Genomic DNA, 17,583 nt, shown 5'->3' on the forward strand with positions numbered 1-17,583 from the left:
GGCCAAATAGGCAATGCTTAACAGGAACAGGACTTACCTACGGGGTATGGAATAAATGGGTTGGAGATTGCTTACCACCGTCCCAATGACAGGTGTAAGTCCTAAGGAATTGAATTATTCTCCCTTTCTTGCCCTTCCATTTTTCCAGGACATAATTGAGGTGCGGACAAAATCTAAAAATTAGCTGCCTAGAGAGGGAATTGCTATGTCGATTCAACGAACCCGTGCTACTATCCTGATAGAGGATAAATATCTCGTCGAGACATTTACCAACTTGAGGTTCTTTTTGTTCTAAAAAAGACTACCTAAGACTAAATATGGTTAATAGATACAAAAAAAGATTAATTCACTCATTGATGTATAGGAAAAGATTTGTAAATCGTTCAATTGCCATGCAGAAAAATATTCAAGAGATGTTTGATAATTTACTCTCCATTGTTCTCGTTGCTAATTTGAGTACGGATTTAGCTGGAGTCTCCTGGAGGTTTTAGATGAGTGATCAAAATCCTTACGAAAAACTTGGGGTATCAGAAGATGCTAGTTTTGATGAAATTCAGGATGCTCGTAATCGCTTGTTAGAGCAACAGGTTGGTGAAGGCAAAAATCTGGAAATGATTGAAGCAGCTTATGATGCTATTCTGATGGAGCGCCTACGGATGCGCCAAGAAGGTAAAATCAAAGTACCTGAACGTATCCGCTTTCCTGATTTGCCAGAACAATCTACTACTAAGGAAAATCCTATTATCTCTCAGCGCTCTCCAGCATGGCTGCAACGGATGTTAGATCAGCCGAGTCTCAGAGAGGTGCTGCTACCAGGAGTTTGGTATGCAGGTTTATCTGGTGTTACTGTATTGTACCCTGGTGGGGGAGATCAGATTTTGCAGTTGGTATTGGTGATAGGAGCAGGAATTAGCACTTATTTTCTCAATCAAAAAGAAGGCAAAATTTTTCGATCTGTTATATTCTCATTTGTGAGTTTAATTGCTGGTTTGATTGTTGGTGGATTTCTGGCTGGGTTCTTGCAGCAAGAACTACGATTGATTAATTTATCAACTAATCAGTTTTCTACGGTGTTGACGTTTATTGTGATGTGGTTGGTTAGCAGTTTTTTACGTTAGGTAATAGACATCTGGTGAAAAGGTAGAGACGTTCCATGGAACGTCTTTACAAGCATTGTAGATAACGCATATTTAGTTTCTGGAGATGTATAATGGGTGAATTTGTACAAATTTATCAAGTACAAGCACCCATTTTTAATCAGGTCTTTAGCTGTTGAGAATTACATCTACGGCAGCGTATAAGTCTTTAACTATGAAGTTTGGTTGATGAATTTCTAATTGTGTGCGATCGCGGATGCCTGATTCTACAGCTATCATGTTAATATCATGCTTTTTGGCGGCGGCAATATCAGCTTCCGTATCTCCTACCATCCAGGTATGAGTAGCAGGGGGTATTTCTGCTAAGGCCCTGGTCATTAAGAGAGGTTTATCATCAACGTCGCGGGTTTTGATGTAGTCGTTACTGAGACAATAACGGCGATCTGGGGGAAAAAATTGACCTAAGTTGTACTTATTAAAGGCATAGTCAAGTTCTCGAACCCGTCGCATGGTCATAACTACTAAGTCGATACCAGCTTTTTGAGTTCTTAGCAGTGCAGCCATGGCGATAGATACAGGGATATCATATTCAAAGTAAGGTTGTGTGTGTACTGTTTGTTTTCGCAGTTGGGAAAATTTTTCTGCTTGTTCTGGGTTGAGTCCTGATTTGAAGGCTATTTGCTGTTCAGGAGTGTGCGATCGCTTGAGTTGCCAAAATTCCGCTTTAGTGAGTTCTGTCACTGCTTGGTCAGGATATCGAGTTTTTTCTAGGCACATTTGATAAACTCGATAGTATCGCTCGGATACATCCATAATTGGTCCATCAAAGTCTGTAATTAGTCTCAGCATTAGTTGGTGATTGGTAATGGGTGATTGGTAATGGGTAATGGGTAATGGGTAATGGGTAATGGGTAATGGGTAATGGGTAATTGGTAATTGGTAATTGGTAATTGGTGATTGGTCATAAATTAATTATTCCTCCCCTGCCCCCCGGTCACTGAGCGTAGCCGTAAAGCCTAACGGCATAGCTGACGCTTACCGCGAAGCGTCTCGTAGAGAAGTGCTGCCTCCCCTGCCCCCGGTCACTGAGCGTAGCCGAAGTGCTGCCCCCTGTCTTAAATAAAACCACGTTTAATCTGTTCAATTTCAATGGCTTCAAATAAAGCGCGAAAATTGCCTTCACCAAAACCAACTGCTTGGGAACGACGTTCGATAAATTCAAAGAAAAAGGTGGGTTCACCGAAAATTGGCTGGGTGAAGATTTGTAACAATAAAGCACCGAGAGGAGCGTCTTTTTGCCAGTCTACTAGGATTTCTTGTTGAGCGATCGCTCTTAATTCTTGGGGTGAGAGGGGGAATTTTGTACGTTGCTGTAGTTCTGTGTAGTAGGTTTGAGGGACACGGAGAAAGGATAAACCAGCAGATCGAAAACGAGCGATCGCACTGACTAAATCAATTGTATGTAAAGCAATATGCTGGATTCCTGCCCCGCGATTCACCTCTAAAAACTCCTGAATTTGAGAATTGGGTGAAGTTGGTTCATTAATCGGTAATTGTACTTTACCATTGGCGGAAATCATAACTTGACTGTGTAAAGAAGAGTATTCGGTTTTAATTTGAAAAGCTTGTTGGGGTTGAAAATCGAGAATATTTTGATACCAACTGACAGCAGGTTTTAAATCACCGACTGCCACATTTAAGACTACATGATCTATAGCAGTAAATAGGTGATTGTTAGTAAATGAAGATTGAATATCTACCGTATGTCTTTCGATCAATGTATGAGTTAAACTGCCCCAAGCCGCGATTTTAGCGAATTTATAGGATAAATGATCTTGAATAGGTTGAAGGATGGTAGCTCCATTTTTTTGGGCGAGAGCGATCGCTGTTTCCACATTTTCCACCCTAAAAGCTACATCTCTCACTCCTTGTTTATACTGGCGCAAAAACTCAGCCACTGGGCTGTTAGGTAACAGTGGAGAAGACAGTAAAAAGTAGACAGTTCCACTTTTCACAACTTCAGTAACCGTGTGTGATAAACTCCCTTGATGAGAGAGAACGGGAAACTGGGAATTAACAACGGCTTGGAACCCTAGATAATTAACAAACCAATCCCGCCACACTTGGGCATCTTCTACATAGAAGTGAACGTGATCAATTTGAAGCATAATTTAATTTCTGAAAATCCAGCGCAACAGGTGATATATCTGTAAATTTTGGCTTTTTTGCTAGATTTCCATTTATTTCTTCAGCAATAATTTCCAAACTAGAAAAACAAATGGCTATCAGGTTGAATATTAATTTCCATAGGTACAGCTTGAGGTTCAGCGGACAAAGCATAAAAAATTGCATTAGCAGCCGTTTGACAACTGAGCATTTTTTTCCGGTCTACCTTTAAGCTAACATGATCCCAAAAAGCAGAATCAACCCCACCAAAGTAAAAAAGAGTGAATTTAACACCAAAGCGTTTCAACTCCTCAGCCATACACTTACTAAAACCAACAACACCAAATTTAGAAGCCGAATAAGCAGAGGCCATTGCCATGGAATGCTTACCCAAAATTCCTACTACATTACAGATATGACCAGATTTTTGTTTTTGCATCTGTTGGGCAGCAGCTTGAGTAGTGTAAAAACTGCCTTTTAAATTGACATCTAGCATTCTATCTAAATCTGCTGGTTCTAAGCTGTTGTAGGATTTGAGGATACCAGCACCGGCGGCATTTACTAAAACGTCAATTTGACCAAACTCATTTAAAGTAGCTTGAATTAAATTGTTCACTTCCTGGGGTTGAGTGATATCAGTGGGGACTGTTAACACTGGGGATGATAAACCATCAGCCAATGTTGTTAAAGCTGCCCTATTTCGCGCTGCTAATACCAATTTTGCCCCTGTGGGAGCAAGTTGACGAATTAATGCTGAACCAATCCCACCAGTAGCGCCAACAACGACAATGACTTTATCCTGCATTACACTATTTACATTTCTTTACAGACTATATTTATCATAGTCACATCAGAGCAAAATCGCTAGTTAACACCATTGGTAACAAGTTAAGATTGAATTAATTTTGTCAATTCGTAATAATCGTTAATTTTTTTATATTAATGTATCAAATATACATTTGTACTGATATTTCAGGACAAAAATGAATCTTATGTTTAAAGATTGTGCGATCGCATCCTTAAAAATAGCATTTTCCACCTGAATTTTAATTGATATTTTAGGTGATAGGAATGGCTATTATCTGCGATTGGCGATCGCTTTTCTGGCTAAAGTCTGTGAGCATTGGGTTGAAGTAGAAAACCTACGCGATCGCCGATCGAGTCTTTTATTTCTGTGCAGATCCTAAACAAAGGAAAACCCTGACGACATATCGGCCAGTGTCACACCCACGACCACCCCAATCAGTTCTGGAGTATTCAATCCTTCTATCTGATAGATCCCTGTCCCTGAGATGCCCATGCTAGAGGGAACTTCGGCTAATTGGTAGTTCGCAGCCGAGCCATGCAGTTCAATCACATCATGGTTAGCATTAAAGTCCAAAACTGCGGCAAAATCTGCCAGTCCTGCCGTCAAAACTTGGCCATCATTATAGAAAGCCCGTTGGCTATCACCCAACACAAACCGGTCTTGGCCGCCGCCACCAATCAACCAGTCCACTTCACCTACACCACCATTGGCTCCAGCCCCCGTCAGCCCGTCGTTCCCAAGTCCGCCCCAGAGGATGTCATCCCCATCGGTGCCTGTGAGATTGTCATTGGTTCTGGGCAATAGAGAAGCGTTGGCGATGTTTTGCAAATCGTAGAAAATAGTACGGGCCTCTTCGGGAGTAATCCCCACAGAAGCGACAACCTCAATAGTGTCAGTGGCGATCGCCACTAATTCCGATTGAGTCAGGGCACCATCGCTGAACGCCTCTGTTAAGGTTGTTTTCAAGTCGTCCACTAATTCTTGGTCAGGGGGAGAATCCACACTATTTTGGAGGTCTGAAATTAAGGTCTCGACATTTTGCTTTTGCTCCTGAGAAAGGGTAGGAGGTTTTTTGACCCCTGCTTCAACGGCAATTTGTTTCCAGTCTGTCAACAGGGTTTGAGCGTCTTCCTGGGAAATATCAGCCTCACGAATCATTGTCTTTATATCCTTTTGCATGGAGCGAAATTCGCCTCTGGTCAACGTTCTATCCTCCAATGTCGCTTTTACCTGTTGTCTGAATGAGGTAAAGTCAATGTCTGAACGAGAAACATTAATACTCGTTTTGATATCGTTGAACAGATTCTTGATATTTTGGCGTTGGGTTTTAGTCAGGCTGTTCATAGCAATCGCTCCTTGTGTGCTAAACGTTTATGAATCAACCCTAACTACTCTTTTGTCTTGCCAGTAGAGCGCATAGTCCTGATGTTTTGGGGACTTTAGTCCCAATCAGATAGTATTCAAAATGTTGAAATTACCGATTGGGAAATCCCACTTTAAGGGAGGCGATCGCCAGTTGGGTGCGATCGCGCAAGCCTAATTGACTTAGAATATTGGTCAGGTAATTTTTTACCGTCTTTTCAGCAATGTGGAGCGATTGAGCAATTTCCCGATTGTTATGCCCTTGAGCGACTAACCGGACGATATCTTGTTCCCGTTCAGATAACCCTAACCAAGGTTCTAGATCCCCTGAGTTTACAGGGGTGGGGTGAGTTAGAACCTGAGTGGCCAGTCCTGGTCCGATTTGGGTGTATCCTTTGTGGACAAGGGCGATCGCCTGGGTCAGTTCATCAAAGGGAGTATCTTTGAGCAAATAGCCCGATGCCCCAGCTTGGAGGGCTTGCGTGACATATTCCTGGTCATCAAATGTCGTCAGCATCAGCACTTTTGTGTCGGGAAACTGCTGACAAATTTGCTGAGTGCCAGCCACTCCATCGGTACTGGGCATTCGCACATCCATCAGCACCACATCAGGATTGAGATGAGCCACTTGTGTCACGGCCTCTTGCCCATTGGCGGCCTCACCCACCACTTCCAGGGTTGGATCAGTGCCTAGCAATGCTTTTAATCCCCGACGAATTAAATCTTGATCATCAACCAGGAGTAAGCGAATCATCCTATGTGTTCTGAGAGGGGTAATGTCGCTATTATACGACACCCTTGATTGGGTGCGGTGAAAATTTCAAGCTGACCCATAAGCGCCAATACTCGTTCTCTCATCCCTTGGAGGCCAAAGCCCGTGGCATTTTGGCTTAAATCAAATCCCTGACCATTATCTTCTATCGTAATTTGTACGTCCTGAATTGATTGAGCAATAACAATATTGACGGTTGTTGCTGCCGCATATTTGCGAACATTTGTGAGACTCTCTTGCAAAATACGATAAATCACAATGTTACGATCGTGGGACAGGGTAGCCTTGAGTTGATTATCTAAGGCGGGCAAGACACCTGTTGACTTATGGAAGTCTGTGATCAGGATAGCGATCGCCTCCTCCAAGTTTTTCTCCTGCAATGGATCGGAGCGCAATGCGCTGACGGATTCCCTCACTTCCCTTAGCGTCGTAGTATTGAGTTGTTTGATTTCCAAAAGCAGTTCCTCAGCTTGTGCTGGATCGGATTTCAATAGGCGCAATGCTCCTTCCAAATGAATTCCAAAGACGGTCAAGGAATGGCCTAAGGAATCATGAATATCACGGGCAATCCGATTGCGTTCTTGCACTGTTGCTAATTCTTCAACCCGGAGCGCATATTGCCGCAAACGAGTATTAGCGATCGCTAATTCTTTCTGCCGCTGTTGTTCTTTAAGTCCTGCATCTACTAGTAGCTGGAGAAATAAAATTCCTAGACTAAATGTTATAGACAATGCGATCCAACTCAGCACAATCTGTTCGGAATGAAAATTAAACAGCAAGATTTCATTCGATAATTTATGCGTTAATGTCCCAATTGCTCCAAAGAGGGATAATATCGTCACCCAATTGCGGTAGCCTCCCTCCCACAACAAACAATTACGAATGACCAATACCACAAATAATGCAGTCGGTAAGGCAATATTACTAACAATAGCTAAATAGAAAATAAGACAAAATTCTATCAGAGTATACATCAACTTCGAGAAAGTCTGATGTGGTTTTATTCGTCCCAGAGCAGTAAAACATCCCAATCCTAAAAGATTGATAAAAAGTAAATTTGGCAACGATGAAAACAGCGTCACAATGATTTGGGCGATCGCCACAATACCCAACAGTAGCGACTCTAGGTTTGCTAATAATGGCAATAATGATGACTGAGACTCAGACGCTTGACTCATGATAACGGTGGCGATCGCAAAGGTTCTCCATCCCAGTATATTGAACAATTGCTTACCTAGAATCAGAAACCCAAAAAAAGGACTAAGCGTGTTGATTATTTTCGATCGCTTATTTGGTACTTGTGCCGACGAACGCAGCGATCGCTCCATTTCTTACGGACTCATCCACCCCATTAAATCTCATAATCCCCTGACCATTGCCTTCCATGAATGGGGGCGGTTATTCCAGAATCTCCAAGGGGCAAAAACCTGGGGCGATCGCCCCTCACTCATCACAATTCTTTCTCCTGTATGGGCGTATTGCAATACGCCCTTTCTGGCTCTTAGCCCTAATCACAAGACTTTTTCAGCCAACCCTACTTAACTCCTACTTTCGTGGCTGCACCATTTTTTTGTACAGTATTATCTGGTAATTCTACACCAAAGACGCGACTAAAAACTTTTTCGACTTTATAGCCAGAATCAATTGACTCTAGAGGGTCTTTTCTCAATCTGTGACGCAGGGATAATGTAATTACTCGGCGGATGTCGTCAATAGTTACTTCTGTGCGTCCTTCAAAGGCAGTTAAGGCTTTAGCAGCACGGTTGGTAACGATGTCACCCCGCAACCCGTCTACATCCAATTCTGAACAAACTTCAGAAATTTTCACCCGCAAATCATAGTCAAGGTTAACTTTTGGTAATAATTCTTGGGCATTGACGATTTTTTGTTGTAATGATTCTTGCTGGGTTTGATATTTTTCGGTAAAGTCGGGGGGATTTTGGTCAAATTCTGCCCGTTGTTCGACGATTTGCACCCGTAACGCTGGTTCTTTGACAGTGTGGATTTCGGCGTGCATCCCAAAACGATCAAGTAATTGCGGACGCAGTTCCCCTTCTTCGGGGTTTCCTGAACCAACGAGAACAAAACGCGCTGGGTGACGGATAGAAATACCTTCCCGTTCCACGGTGTTCCATCCACTGGCCGCAGAATCAAGAAGTACGTCTACTAAATGGTCATCTAATAAGTTAACTTCATCAACGTAGAGAATACCCCGGTTAGCCTTGGCTAGGAGTCCTGGTTCAAAGGCTTTTACACCTTCAGATAAGGCTTTTTCGATGTCGATTGTACCACAAACCCGGTCTTCTGTCGCGCCCAGTGGCAGGTCTACCATTTGGACTTTTTTGGTAGCTATGGGAATTTCTGCCCCTTGTGCTACCTGTTGACGAACTTCATCACTCATCAAGTCTGGATCACTGGGGTCACTGTTAAAAGGGTCATTGGCAACGACGGGGATTTCTGGTAGGAGATCGGCTAGGGCGCGGATGGTTGTTGATTTGCCGGTGCCGCGATCGCCCATAATCATTACACCACCAATTTTGGGATCAATCACGTTTAACAGCAGTGCCAATTTCATTTCTTCCTGGCCGACGATCGCTGTAAACGGAAAAACAACACGACGTAAATTTGCTGTAGATTGGGCAGTTTGACTCACTAAATTACCTTAACAATATTTTTACTGGTTACAATCTTCTATTTTGCCACAGATGCGGGGTAAGGGGAAGAGAAGGGAATCTAATCCTCTCATCTATTAATCTGTCGGTGGTGCTTCTGCTGGAGGTGCTAGTATGGCATCTGGGGCAATTTCTTCCACAGGAATATTTGGTGTTTCATCGGGTTGCTGTTGTGCTGCTTCTACCAATTCAGCAGATGGTGGATTTGGGTGAACAACTGGTGGTAAAATGGCTGTTGGTTGTTCTGATGCAAGAACCGTTACCTCTTCTATTGGTGTTTCAGTTTGGCTCGGTTCTGGTGGAACGGTGGTAGTATTGTCGATAATTTCAACCACTGGTTTTTGTTTTGGGGGCTGTATCCGATCTTTTATACCGCCAAAGATACCACTCACAGCCTTTTGCCACTGACTCAATTTTTCCTGTAAAGAAAACTTAGATACTTGTTCTTGTAAACTAGATTTTACAACTTCAGGATTGGGGATTGGTGTTTGCTGTATTTGGGGTGTAAGTTGCCGACGTAATGAAAGAGTTTCCCAGCCAAACCAAACTAATAGAGCTACACTTGCTACATGACCCAGCAATAGACCTCCTGTAAGACGTGGGGCAAAAATCCACAATACCAAGGCGTAAAAAAGTCCGACTCCACTCCAAATAAAATCATTCTTGCGATGGATTTCAGGGAAGAAAAAAGCTGCTATGTAAATGGTTAAACTACCAACTGCTACGATTAACGCTAGAATATGTGCCAACATTTTTGAATACTCCTTTATTATTAAGTTAGGTAAATTGAGTTTTAATTTCTTCTAATTCTTGGTCTATTTTATCCTTAGTCTGAGGTTGGATATTGGGTGGTTGTGTGGGAATATTGCCAGGTTGGACTTTACCACCGCTAGTAAATTGAGTTTTAATTTCTTCTAATTCTCGATCAATTTGATTGGAGACTTTGCTGGGAGAGGTATTTGGTGTTTGGCTGACTGGTTTAGTAATGATAGTTGGTGGTGGCTGATGAAGATTTAAATCATTCAGAACTTGATTAACTGTTTGATAACGACGATTGGGGATGATTGCCACCATTTTGTCAATAATTTGACTCAATTGTTGACTGATAGGTGTTTTCAGGTATTGTTGCCAAAGCCAGGTGGCGTTGTCGGTGTCGTAGCTATCGAAGGGCGATCGCTCTGTTAATAGATTAATACAAGTTACACCTAAACTATAAATATCACTGGCAAAAGTCGCCTTACCTCTCATTTGTTCCGGGGCGACGTATTCAGGACTACCAATACTTGTCCCTGTATGATTGAGGTTTGTACCCGTGGCAGATTTAGCCGCACCAAAATCCACTATTACCAGTTTGTTATCACTCCCCCGCAAAATAATATTCTCCGGTTTTATATCACGGTGAATCACCTGTCTATCATGGCAAAATTGGAGAACTGGCAATAAATCATTCAGTAATTGTCGAATCTGCGTTTCCCCAAAAGCGCCTCTTTTCCCTAACTCCTGGGCTAAATTACCACCATCAATAAATTCTTGTACAAGATATTGTCTACTATCTTGGGCAAAATATGCCAAAAGTTCCGGTATTTGCGGATGTTGACCCAATTCATCCAACCGTACTGCTTCTTGGGTAAACAACTCCACAGCCTTCTGCACAGTATTAGTACCTTGGGCTTGGGGGTAAAATTGCTTAATCACACAGCGCGGTTTTGATGGTTTATCCTCATCCACTGCTAAAAAAGTTCTGCCAAAACCCCCTTGTCCTATGGGTTTGATAGCACGATAGCGTTCTTTCAGCAGCAATTTTGTCCCACAGGTCACGCAAAACTTGACATCATGGGGATTTTCTGATTTTGAACAAAGGGGATTAAGACAGTAACTCATATAACCAGGGAACAGGGAACAGAGAACAGGGAACAGGGAACTTGAACGTCTTTAAAATTTAAAATTTAAAATGATTCGTCCTTGCTAGGATCATATACAAGATAAATAAAATATACATACCAAATAAATTGGTAATATTATGCCAAGAAAAGAACAAGGTTGGGTGACATTTCAAACTTCTGAGGAAGAGAAAAAGATTTTAGAGGAGTTTTGTCAAAACTCCCAACGCACCAAAACTGAAATATTGCGTGAATTAGTGCGTGGACTGAATAAATATTCCATATCACCAACTATAGAGGAAAAAACTGAACCTAACATAGAGGAAATGGAAATTATTAGTCACAAAAAACCATTAAAAGTTAGTTCTCGCAATGTTCTGAAGGGAATAGTCAAAAAACTGAAGCCAGGAACAGTTAATACTGAAGTTACTTTAGAAATTGTACATAAAGTTGAGTTAACTTCCATTATTACCAGAGTTTCTGCCGAAGAATTAGGCTTGACTGAGGGAGAAGAAGCTTATGCTGTAATTAAATCAAATGATATTGTGATTGCCAAGGAATAGGGAAAATTAAACTCTCAAATATCAAATTTGTTCCCAATCATTTTAACACTGTGGGGGTGGGGTTTACCCCACCCTTAATTACACAGGTTTTTAGCTGAAAGTCTATTTTTGTAAAGGTTTACAAACTTTGGTTCTAATATAAAATACTAATGATTAGCTATATGTCACGTAACGGTTCACAGGGGTAATTGGTGACTTAAATACCGTGAAATAGAATGTGTGAAGTAGTTACAGCTATAAAAATCACAAGCTAATTCATCTGAAGTACAAATGAATAACTACGTAAAACACAGCAGCATTTATAACTTATTTAGGGGCAGGAACTTGTGGGAGTAGAGAAGCACTGGTTGGAGTCTGTTCCCAATCCGTGGACGGTATTTCCGTTTTATAGGTGTGGCAGATGAGGCTGATTTTTTCCATGCCTTCTACTCTACCATATCTTTCTACTTATTTTTTCTGGTAGCCTAATTCATCCTGTGAACAGTTACTAAGTAGATAGGCGTTGAAAATTATTGTTGTGGTATAGAAATCTGGGTTTTTGATAATTTTTTCAAAGTCCATGTCCCCATCGTTTTTAGTATAAATAGTCTAGGAAAACTAGAAAATCTAACTTCTCTCTACTCCTGATTTAAAATCTTCTTTCAAATTCAAATACTGCACGACTATCATCGGTGAAGTTTGTGGAAGTACGCAAGCGAAACTCTTCATTTAAGCGGTAATTAATCCCCAACTGAAAGGGATCATTAGCTGTTAAAATTTTGATAGTGGAAATTGAAAACTTAGTAGAAATATCAACACCAGCTTCTAGGGCTAATTCTAGAGTTGAATTATTTCTACCCGATTCAGGCCTATCGGAAATAATAGTCGGAAATAAACGCAATTCACTTAAACCAAAGGCATTACCAATTTGGTTAAATGCACCTTGAAAATTATTAAATACAGCCGAACCAGCTATATTAATTAACCCCAATGTACTATCGCCACCTCCTTCACCAGGGGCAAATCCACCGCCTAAAAGAGTGACGATTTCGGTTTGCGATCGCGTGGGACTGCTTTTTAACTGTAGATTTTCATCAATTTTACTAGCAGCACCTTTGATACTTGCTTCAATCCGCACACCTTCTAAAGCGGCTAATCCTGTAGAAGTTTGTCTACCCAGATCAATATTTTGAATTACATCTAATACTTTGGCTGATAAACGAATATTTAAGTCTGGATCACGGGGTTGACCTGTTCTAAAAGTTGCAGTGTGTTCATATCCACGAGCTAATTTTAATTGGGTAGTAAATAAGTTGACTCCCCCTTGGGTAAGTTTGATTGTTCCTTCAGGAATGGGATCACTCAATAAACCATTTACAATTAAATCCCCAGTTGCTAAAAAACGTAAAACTGGTAGTTGGGTAATTTGGACATTTTTTCCTAAATTCAATTCTAAATTTTTGAGTTTTGTAACTCCACCAACGTCTGTTGTATTTTGATTATTAGTAGTGACCTTTGATGGCTTAAAATTGCTGTTACCTTTGCTAGATAACTCTGATTGTGCTAGGATTACCTGACCATTAGATAATTCTATCTGACCACCAATTAAAGGATTTAGGACAGAACCGGTAATTTTTAATTTACCACTGGCATTTCCTTGATATAAACTTTTGAGATTCAAAGCTAATTTTTCTAAATTAACGGTGAGGGGATTTTCTATATTAATTTGTTGATTGTTGAAAATGGGAATTTCTCCGGCTGCTTCTACTTTACCATTACTAAACTTACCTTGGAGATTTTCTACTAAAACCCGGTCAAAATCAAATTGGGCTTTACCAGAAATATTGGTGAGTTTTCCTGGCAAGGCTTGGGCTGAAAAACTGGCATTGTCTAATGAAGCAATACCATTAACTAATGGTTGTTTTCTTGTTCCTCTAACTGTAATATCTAATACTCCTTGACCATTCTCGAAGGCTATTTGATTAGTTAATAGATTTAAAAGCGCTAATCCTTCGTTTTTAACTTTCACATCTAAATTGATTTGATTGTTGTCTGGTTCTACAGAAGCAAAGGGTAATTTGTAGGGAATGCTGCCGGTAACTGTTACTGGTTCTGTACCTGTAGCTATGACATTACTGCCAAAATTTAAGCGTCCATTGGCGTAACTAAAGCCGGCATTAGCTGATTCTATTTTGCTTTTGTTGAGTGTTCCTTCGGTGATTGTTAATTCTCCTCTGGCTTGGGGATTGGCTATGTTACCAGCTAATGCTGCATTGGCGTTAAGATTTCCTGTAATTCCTACTGGGAGTTTAACGAAGTTATTTAATATGTCAACGGGGAAATTTTTAACTTCTAATTGACCAGATTGTTCATCACCACCAATGTTTCCTTTAAAGGCGATAAGTTGTTTGTTTGATTCGATGCGTAGAGGTTGTAATCGCCAAATACCTTTTCTGACTCCTCCTCTGGCAATTACTTTATCAGCACGATAAAAACGATTTGGTTCGTCTTCTCTACCCCAAATAAAATTTTGTCCTTCTAAGTTAAATTTAAATGCAAGTCCGTCACGGGTAGCGGTATTGATGACGATTTCTCCGTCAAAAATTCCTTTTAAGTCTTGTAATTCTGGGATTGGTGTAGATTCTAGTCGTTTTTGTTCTGCGGTGGCTAGTAGTGCGTCTATTTCATAAAGACGCTGGATTTGGTTAATTAGTGGTTGATTTGGTAGTCCTTGGGATTTAATGGATAAGTCGCTAGATGTACCGTAGGTTCGTGGTGTTAAACCCCGTTGTAAGTCTTGGATTTGAAAGATTTGGGCGGCGATAAGGACATCTTGAACGTCACCTTGTTGAATATTAATTTTGGCTCTAATTTCGGGGACTTTGCTAATTTTTTGGACGGTAGTTTCAAAGGTGTAACGACTGTTTCCTGTAATAAATTCGCTGTTGGTGAGTTCGGCTGTGTCGTTGTTGTAGGTAAATTGGGTACTGAAGCGATCGCCCTTAATTCTGCTAAATTGGGGTTGAGCGATCGCTATATTTCCCTTGGCTGCATTGGTCTGTTGATTAAATTGCAAATCTCCTGTTAATAACCCACCTATTGCCCCGTTACCCACGACGGTTTGACCAGGAACGGTTAAATTAAAGGCTTTTAACGGGAATTTCTCGACTTTTAACCCCCAATCGTTACCTACTGCTTCCCCTGTAGCAAATGCTTCTTTCCACTTGACTAGGAAGGAGTTGGGACGATTCTTAATATTCAAATTCAGGGCTAAACGGTCTTTTTTTCCTGCTAAGTCTACATTCACCCCCCGTCCTTGAACTACATTGACGTTACCAGTTAACATTGGTTCAAAGGCAAATTCCTGTAAAGCCAAATTTCTTAAACTCAACACACCTCTAATATTTGGCCTATTTAAATTCCCTGTTAGCTGTCCTTGAAAATCGGCTTTCCCTTTGACGGTGGATAAATTAGGAATTTTTACAGGTAACTTTTGAAGATCGTAATTTTGGGCTTGGATATTCAGATTTAATTGCGTAATTTCTGGAATACCTGGTTTTTGGGCATTAGCTAAAATATAACCACTGGCATTCAAATTATTGCTTCTAGCTTGAGCAATTGTCATTTTCTGCCCGTCCCAAGCCAATGCTGCATTTAAAGGCGAATTAAGTTCCTTTAAGCCTCGAATCCGCACCAAACCAGCAGCCCGAACATCAGCTAATTTAGCAGATTCCACCCTACCAACTACTTGTAATTCACCATCTCCTCGTCCTGACAATTGTTGATTTAAACGACTTAATTGTAAATCTGAAGCACTAACTAAACCTTGGTAACGACCATTAGCTAGTTGAATATTACTGGCTGTAATTTTACCACTTGGTAAATTTAAAAATCCTTGACCTCTGGCTTGGATAGTTTGGGGTGCAAAGGATTCTACAGTTCCGGCTACTTTAAATTGACCGGCTAATAAACCTCGTAATTCTGGAGGTACATCTGCTAATCGTTGTAAAGGTAAATTATTAACTCCCAGTTGGGCTTGATAACGACCATCAGCCAATTGTATATTAGAAAGTTTAACACCACCATTGCCAACATCAAGACGGGCTTCACCACTACCACTAAGACCATTGAGATTCAAATCTTGAAGATTACCAGCAATTTGGAATTTACCAGCGAGGGGATTATTTAATATTGGGAGAGACTGTTTTAATATTTGCCCTAAACGTACATTTGTCGCGACTAATTGGGCTGTAAAATTCTGGTCTTCTAAAGTTATATCAGAAATAGAAATTCTACCCCCAGCAATTTGAATCCCTGCCTCTTCTGTGCGAATCGTTTCTATTTTAAAAGGTTCTGAACTCCCCGTTAACTGCAACCTACCATTAAATTTTGCTCCTACTAAAGAAATATTTTCCAGTTTTTGTTCGTTAGCGAAGGGCGTTAAATTCACACCTTTTGCAGATGCTACTGCTTGCCAACGTTGTTTAACATAACTACCATCACCACTTACAATTCCACCACCAACATTCGCAACTACATTGCGGAAAGATAGACTCAGATCCGGGTTAACGATTGTCTCACCAGTGGCGGCGTATTTAGCCTGGGGTGCTTGCCATTTGACTAAAGTTTCAATTTTGTTACCCCCTCCACTAACTAAAGCTGTAGCGGACACAGTGCCAATGGAGAAGGGAGGAGTGATATTATAAGTTTGAGCGATCGCATCCCCCAAAATATTCTTCGCAGTCAAGTTAAAATCTAATTGGGGAACTAGACCAAGTTTAACTGTTCCACCCCCCCTAACCTGTCCCCCATCAGTAGTTTGCCCTTGAATATCCCGGAAAGTAATTAGAGATTTTGCCGTAGCAAGCTCGAATTTACTACTAAAACTCCGAAAATCAACCTTATCGACTCTGGCAGTTTTTACAGTCGAGGCAGTACCCAATAACACAGGTTCTTCTAAACTCCCCACAATCTGCAAATCAGCTTTAGCTACTCCACTCACCGTCACAGGTAACTTCACTTTCAGAGTTTCTTGGGCATCAGCCACACTCACCGCATTTACACGTCCTGCCAACTTAAAACCCTTTTGACGGTCAATCATCCCTGTTGCTATCAGAGGAATTTTGCCGTAGCTAGTCATCATATTATCTAACTGTATCCCCAGTCCTTGGAATCTAATTTCTCCCTGACTATTGCTCAATAATTGCGGTAAACCGGGGATTTTTAGCGTCACCCCTTGCACAGTAGCCATCCCATCTAATAATGTTGGCTGATCTGCTGTCAATTGGATTTTTAAATCACCATCAACTCGACCAGTCTGTAAACTCAGTGGCAATTCAATTAGATTGGTAACATCTGCGGCGAAAAAATCTTGGACTTTTACCCTCAAGTTTCCTGTTAAATTATCCTTAGCACGGATATCTCCCTCAAGATAAATACTGCCACCACTATCTGCTGCCCCAGCTAATTCTAACCTAATCTGTCCGTTATTGCCTAGAAGTTTAGCAGTGCCATTGACTCCTGAAAATGTCACGGGAACTGGTGATATTCTCTGCTTTCCTACCAGCTTTTTCTGTGCTAACAGCACCACTTTGGCATTGCGGAATCGGAGTTTATCTAAATCAGTTTTAATTAAACCCTGCTCACCAGGGGGCGCTATGGTGGTATTGATCCAGCGTCCTTGTTGATCTTGTTCAACGTAAAGATTTGGGTTAATTAAAGTTACATCTAGTTTCAGATTTCGATTGACAATCAGTTGCCAAAAATCAAAACCCACTTCTACTGCGTCTATTGTCACACTATCAGGATCTGTGGCTGTGGCCGGAATAGCTGAAGCTTCAAAACTTACCCCAGTCAAAGAAAAATCCTTAATTTTCCCTAGTTTTACGGGACGATTGATGGTTGTAGTTAGATTTTCTTGTGCTAACGGTGCTAACTCTTGTTGAATAAAATTCCCCAATCTCCAAGCAACACCAATGATAATCAATAGCAGTAACCCCGCGAAGGTCATACCACCACGACTAAATATCATTAACCACAGACGTTGATGCTTGGGTGTTGGGCTGGAACAATCTTGACTGGAAGAGTTAGACATTGGTTTTCACCGTCTCTTACTTTTTCATTGCCGAACATAGCCGACAAACTGCTCTTAATTACTAGCACAATATTTAACTATGCCACTTTCAGGATACAAGGCAATGGTTAGTTTTGAACATTTTTCCCGTCTGATTTTACACCATAATTGCAAAAAGTGGGCAGGGCGATAGCGCAAGCACTCCGTAGGA

General features: G+C 41.1%; 14 protein-coding genes. 3 read left to right on the forward strand and 11 right to left on the reverse strand.

The window, feature by feature from the left end:
* Nucleotides 1-491: 491 nt before the first annotated feature.
* Complete coding sequence (locus VB711_RS15005; protein WP_323286920.1) at nt 492-1,118, forward strand: CPP1-like family protein; 627 nt, start codon at nt 492-494, stop codon at nt 1,116-1,118.
* Nucleotides 1,119-1,265: 147 nt separating this feature from the next.
* Here VB711_RS15005 and VB711_RS15010 read toward each other — a convergent pair whose 3' ends face one another.
* The 7 genes from VB711_RS15010 to VB711_RS15040 form a co-directional block, all read right to left on the reverse strand.
* Nucleotides 1,266-1,946, reverse strand: coding sequence for an HAD family hydrolase (locus tag VB711_RS15010; RefSeq protein WP_323286921.1), 681 nt, complete (start codon nt 1,944-1,946; stop codon nt 1,266-1,268).
* Nucleotides 1,946-2,062, reverse strand: a complete 117-nt coding sequence (locus tag VB711_RS15015; RefSeq protein WP_323286922.1) for an alpha/beta hydrolase — start codon at nt 2,060-2,062, stop codon at nt 1,946-1,948. Before VB711_RS15015 ends, VB711_RS15010 begins: the two co-directional genes overlap by 1 nt.
* Before the next feature lie 150 nt (nt 2,063-2,212).
* The gene (gene hppD, locus VB711_RS15020; RefSeq protein WP_323286923.1) at nt 2,213-3,265 is read right to left on the reverse strand and encodes a 4-hydroxyphenylpyruvate dioxygenase; all 1,053 of its coding nucleotides are present in this window, start codon (nt 3,263-3,265) and stop codon (nt 2,213-2,215) included.
* Between the two features lie 98 nt (nt 3,266-3,363).
* Entirely contained in the window at nt 3,364-4,068 is a 705-nt protein-coding gene (locus VB711_RS15025) for an SDR family oxidoreductase (RefSeq protein WP_323286924.1), read from the reverse strand.
* A gap of 378 nt (nt 4,069-4,446) precedes the next feature.
* The gene (locus VB711_RS15030) at nt 4,447-5,415 is read right to left on the reverse strand and encodes a hypothetical protein (RefSeq protein WP_323286925.1); all 969 of its coding nucleotides are present in this window, start codon (nt 5,413-5,415) and stop codon (nt 4,447-4,449) included.
* A 130-nt stretch (nt 5,416-5,545) separates the two neighbouring features.
* Nucleotides 5,546-6,187, reverse strand: a complete 642-nt coding sequence (locus VB711_RS15035) for a response regulator transcription factor (RefSeq protein ID WP_323286926.1) — start codon at nt 6,185-6,187, stop codon at nt 5,546-5,548.
* Nucleotides 6,184-7,431: a sensor histidine kinase gene (locus VB711_RS15040; RefSeq protein ID WP_323286927.1), complete on the reverse strand. Its 1,248-nt coding sequence runs from the start codon at nt 7,429-7,431 to the stop codon at nt 6,184-6,186. Before VB711_RS15040 ends, VB711_RS15035 begins: the two co-directional genes overlap by 4 nt.
* A gap of 40 nt (nt 7,432-7,471) precedes the next feature.
* On the opposite strand from VB711_RS15040, the gene VB711_RS15045 reads away from it, so the two are divergent.
* The gene (locus tag VB711_RS15045; RefSeq protein WP_323286928.1) at nt 7,472-7,747 is read left to right on the forward strand and encodes a hypothetical protein; all 276 of its coding nucleotides are present in this window, start codon (nt 7,472-7,474) and stop codon (nt 7,745-7,747) included.
* Here VB711_RS15045 and bchI read toward each other — a convergent pair.
* From bchI to VB711_RS15060, 3 genes are all read right to left on the reverse strand, one after another.
* Nucleotides 7,740-8,858, reverse strand: a complete 1,119-nt coding sequence (gene bchI / locus VB711_RS15050; protein WP_323286931.1) for a magnesium chelatase ATPase subunit I — start codon at nt 8,856-8,858, stop codon at nt 7,740-7,742. The two genes, VB711_RS15045 and bchI, sit on opposite strands and share 8 nt — an antisense overlap.
* Before the next feature lie 96 nt (nt 8,859-8,954).
* Entirely contained in the window at nt 8,955-9,629 is a 675-nt protein-coding gene (locus VB711_RS15055; RefSeq protein WP_323286932.1) for a Ycf66 family protein, read from the reverse strand.
* A 25-nt stretch (nt 9,630-9,654) separates the two neighbouring features.
* On the reverse strand, nt 9,655-10,758 hold the full coding sequence (locus VB711_RS15060) for a serine/threonine-protein kinase (protein ID WP_323286933.1): 1,104 nt from the start codon (nt 10,756-10,758) through the stop codon (nt 9,655-9,657).
* Between the two features lie 139 nt (nt 10,759-10,897).
* Between VB711_RS15060 and VB711_RS15065 the strand changes: the two genes are divergently transcribed.
* Nucleotides 10,898-11,320, forward strand: coding sequence for a TOBE domain-containing protein (locus VB711_RS15065; RefSeq protein WP_323286934.1), 423 nt, complete (start codon nt 10,898-10,900; stop codon nt 11,318-11,320).
* Nucleotides 11,321-11,948: 628 nt separating this feature from the next.
* Here the strand turns inward: VB711_RS15065 and VB711_RS15070 are convergent.
* On the reverse strand, nt 11,949-17,393 hold the full coding sequence (locus VB711_RS15070) for a translocation/assembly module TamB domain-containing protein (RefSeq protein ID WP_323286937.1): 5,445 nt from the start codon (nt 17,391-17,393) through the stop codon (nt 11,949-11,951).
* Between the last annotated feature and the right edge of the window lie 190 nt (nt 17,394-17,583).

It is taken from the genome of Cronbergia sp. UHCC 0137 (assembly GCF_034932285.1).
Classification (GTDB): domain Bacteria; phylum Cyanobacteriota; class Cyanobacteriia; order Cyanobacteriales; family Nostocaceae; genus Cronbergia.

Coding starts and splice junctions, on each gene's coding strand:
- VB711_RS15010 (WP_323286921.1), bottom strand. CDS start 1,946: ATGCTGAGACTAATTACAGACTTTGATGGACCAATTATGGATGTATCC.
- VB711_RS15035 (WP_323286926.1), bottom strand. CDS start 6,187: ATGATTCGCTTACTCCTGGTTGATGATCAAGATTTAATTCGTCGGGGA.
- VB711_RS15065 (WP_323286934.1), top strand. CDS start 10,898: ATGCCAAGAAAAGAACAAGGTTGGGTGACATTTCAAACTTCTGAGGAA.
- VB711_RS15030 (WP_323286925.1), bottom strand. CDS start 5,415: ATGAACAGCCTGACTAAAACCCAACGCCAAAATATCAAGAATCTGTTC.
- VB711_RS15070 (WP_323286937.1), bottom strand. CDS start 17,393: ATGTCTAACTCTTCCAGTCAAGATTGTTCCAGCCCAACACCCAAGCAT.
- VB711_RS15005 (WP_323286920.1), top strand. CDS start 492: ATGAGTGATCAAAATCCTTACGAAAAACTTGGGGTATCAGAAGATGCT.
- VB711_RS15025 (WP_323286924.1), bottom strand. CDS start 4,068: ATGCAGGATAAAGTCATTGTCGTTGTTGGCGCTACTGGTGGGATTGGT.
- VB711_RS15015 (WP_323286922.1), bottom strand. CDS start 2,062: ATGACCAATCACCAATTACCAATTACCAATTACCAATTACCCATTACC.
- VB711_RS15060 (WP_323286933.1), bottom strand. CDS start 10,758: ATGAGTTACTGTCTTAATCCCCTTTGTTCAAAATCAGAAAATCCCCAT.
- hppD (WP_323286923.1), bottom strand. CDS start 3,265: ATGCTTCAAATTGATCACGTTCACTTCTATGTAGAAGATGCCCAAGTG.
- VB711_RS15055 (WP_323286932.1), bottom strand. CDS start 9,629: ATGTTGGCACATATTCTAGCGTTAATCGTAGCAGTTGGTAGTTTAACC.